Genomic DNA, 2,970 nt, shown 5'->3' with positions numbered 1-2,970 from the left:
ATGCTCGGCTTTTTCGATTTTGAAGACCTTAGCTCTCAAGGAAAAGCTCAAGGTCACGCTCAAGGCCAATAGCCAATACGACAATCTAAGTCTATAATCGTCTATACTGTTTGCTAAAATAGGCTATATTCGAACTAATTTTAATCATTACCTCATGAGCGTTTGCTCATTGTTATAGGTGCCCTATGAACGCTACCTTTAAACTGACTACTGCCCTGCCTTTATGTTTATTGTTAGCCAGTTGTTCTAATCCATCACAGTCTAGCCAGTCTTCATCTACTTCTGAAAATAACGCTGCTACTACTTCTCAGGCGTCTACACAAGCGCCTGTCTTACGTGTCGCAGCCGCTGCTAATTTAGCCACTGTACTGCCAATCGTGATTGATGCCTATCAATCTACCCATAATCAAGCCCAAGACAATGCCTCTAAGGACAAGCCAAATCCAAATCCAAAAATCGAAGTCACTTACGCCTCGTCGGGCAAGCTATTTGCACAAATCAACTCTGGAGCGCCGTACGATCTGTTCTTATCCGCCGATCAGGATTTCCCTGCCAAATATGCCATGCAACACCCCTTAAATAATCCTGCCGCAAAACCCTTTACTTATGCTCGTGGTCAATTGGCACTGTATAGCAGTAATCATGATTTAAGCGCTGTGAAAACCTTGGACAAAGCGAGTTTACAGCGGCTATTTATTACCGAGCCTATCAATAGTATAGGTGCCATTAAAAGTCATATTAAAACTGATATTAAAATTAGCTTAGCCAATCCAGAACTTGCTCCTTATGGCGCATCGGCCAAAGCTTTTTTACAGCAACAAGGCGTTTATGACTCGCTAAGTGACCATAAACAATTAATCCAAGCAGAAAATATAGGTCAAGCTTTCCAATACGCACATACCGCTACCACAGATTATGGTTTTGTGGCCTTATCGCAATTAATTAGTGCACAAGTTCAACCTTCAAAATACCGCATCTTGGACACCAAAAGCTATCCTGCAATTTTGCAAGATGGCATCGTGGTTAGTGACAATCCTCAAGCAACTGACTTTAGTCAATACTTACAATCCAAAACGGCACAAAACTTATTTGCTAAAGCAGGCTATTTACCGGTTAATAGCCATTAGCTAGTTTGTTCATTAGCTAATTTATTATTAAGTTGTTTAATTAATTGTCTTGTAGGTTAAATAGCTTGTAGGTTAAATAGCTTGTGGGTTAAATAGTAGGTTAGATAAAAGTTGAGTCAACAGGTTATCTCTAATAATCTGATAAATGCTAGGTTAAGCGCTCTAAACTTGTTATGCTGACTTGATTGATTACTACCTTAAGCTTTAAGCTTTAAGATATTAAAAGAATTACAGACTTTCTTTAAATTATTTGAAATCCTAGGATTTTTAGTCAACTGCGTACCAATTACTAACTAACCTCTACTCTACTAACCAACTACCTACTACTTAACAAATACTGAACCTATGTCACTTTTTTCTCCCCAATTCTATGACATTTTGCTCCCGCTATGGCTCAGTATCAAACTTGCCAGCATTACTACAGTGTGCCTTTTAGTTTTTGCCACACCATTGGCATATTGGTTGGCTAAGCCTTCGTATAGTAACTTTAGCGCCCGCCTTAAAATCATGCTTATGGGGGTGATTGCTATGCCATTAGTATTGCCCCCTACCGTGCTAGGCTTTTATCTGTTGCTGCTGCTTAGTCCAAATTTTGGATTTGGCAAATGGTTGGTGGCGCACAATATCGGGGCATTGGCTTTTACTTTTGAAGGTTTAGTGATCGGGTCGATTGTCTATTCGTTGCCATTTTTTGTGCAACCGGTATATGCCCAGTTTTTACGAATCCCAACCAGTATCAATGACATAGCACTACTGATGGAGCCTAGTCGCTTACGACGTTTTACTGCCGTTGCTCTCCCTCAAGCTAGAAGTGGCATTATATTAGGCAGCTTGATTAGCTTTGCACATACTATCGGTGAGTTTGGCGTGGTGCTTATGATTGGGGGTAGCATTGCTGGTGAGACCAAAGTGATTTCAATTGCTATCTATGAGCAAGTTGAAGCGTTAAATTATGATATGGCGCATACCATGTCACTGCTGCTGATAGCCTTAGGTGTTGTATTGGTAGGATTAATTGCCAGTTTTAATAACAAAATAAACCAACGGCACAAGTAGTTTTGACTTATAACCGAAAGGCTTAGCCTTTGTTTTTAGATCTTAGCTTTAATCTTTGTTTATCTCACACCAACACTTAGGTTTTTTCACTTAAACTATTTTTCTTAGGTTTTTTTTCTTGAGCTATATTTTAGCCATTATTACTAAGCCACTTTGAGGGCTCATCTTGGTAATACTCTTGCTTCCATACGGGAATGTCAGCCTTAATCGTATCCAATATCCAGCGACAAGCATCAAAAGCAGGATAACGGTGCTTGGAGGAAACCCCTACCCAAACTGCCATGTCACCGATTTGTAATGCGCCAATACGATGAATCGCTACTGCATTTTGGATATCAAACAGACGCTTGGCCTCCTCGATGATAAGCATACCTTGATTAATGGCCAATTTCTCATAACCATAATACGTCAGGCTGGTCACTTGGCTATCATTATTGTGATTTCGTACCCAACCTTCAAACGTGGCCAACGCTCCGCACAGCTCATCTTGCAGAAAGTTTTTTATTCGTTGCTGATCAATCGCTTCATCAAGCAAAGCAAACCCTTGCATTCTCGCTATTTCATAGGCTTCATCTACCGTATGGCTAATTTGACTCGCCTGATGATGAGGCTGATGATGATCCTGATGCTGATGATCACGGTCTAAAGCAATATGACTGTCCATGTGTTACTCCAAATCCTAAAAATACCTGAATTCTAACCGCCTGCGACTGGCGGAATAAAAGCAATAACATCGCCCTCATTAATGGCAACATTCCAATCCGCGAACTCATCATTAATAGCGACT

The 2,970-nt window shown here is 40.5% G+C and carries 4 protein-coding genes; 2 read left to right on the top strand and 2 right to left on the bottom strand.

Annotation, left to right across the window (positions count from 1 at the left end):
* Positions 1-185: 185 nt before the first annotated feature.
* Positions 186-1,127: a molybdate ABC transporter substrate-binding protein gene (gene modA / locus QZ265_RS09975; protein ID WP_296405789.1), complete on the top strand. Its 942-nt coding sequence runs from the start codon at positions 186-188 to the stop codon at positions 1,125-1,127.
* A gap of 345 nt (positions 1,128-1,472) precedes the next feature.
* Positions 1,473-2,183, top strand: coding sequence for a molybdate ABC transporter permease subunit (gene modB / locus QZ265_RS09970; protein WP_296405787.1), 711 nt, complete (start codon positions 1,473-1,475; stop codon positions 2,181-2,183).
* Between the two features lie 130 nt (positions 2,184-2,313).
* On the opposite strand, the gene QZ265_RS09965 is transcribed toward modB, so the two are convergent.
* Both QZ265_RS09965 and QZ265_RS09960 read right to left on the bottom strand, forming a co-directional pair.
* Complete coding sequence (locus QZ265_RS09965) at positions 2,314-2,847, bottom strand: molybdenum cofactor biosynthesis protein MoaE (RefSeq protein ID WP_296405785.1); 534 nt, start codon at positions 2,845-2,847, stop codon at positions 2,314-2,316.
* A 32-nt stretch (positions 2,848-2,879) separates the two neighbouring features.
* Complete coding sequence (locus QZ265_RS09960; protein ID WP_296405791.1) at positions 2,880-2,963, bottom strand: MoaD/ThiS family protein; 84 nt, start codon at positions 2,961-2,963, stop codon at positions 2,880-2,882.
* Between the last annotated feature and the right edge of the window lie 7 nt (positions 2,964-2,970).

This window comes from Psychrobacter sp., assembly GCF_018260395.1.
In the GTDB taxonomy this organism is placed as follows: Bacteria; Pseudomonadota; Gammaproteobacteria; order Pseudomonadales; family Moraxellaceae; genus Psychrobacter.
Note: the sequence above shows the minus strand (reverse complement) of the source record. Positions and strands in the feature narration are given on the sequence as shown.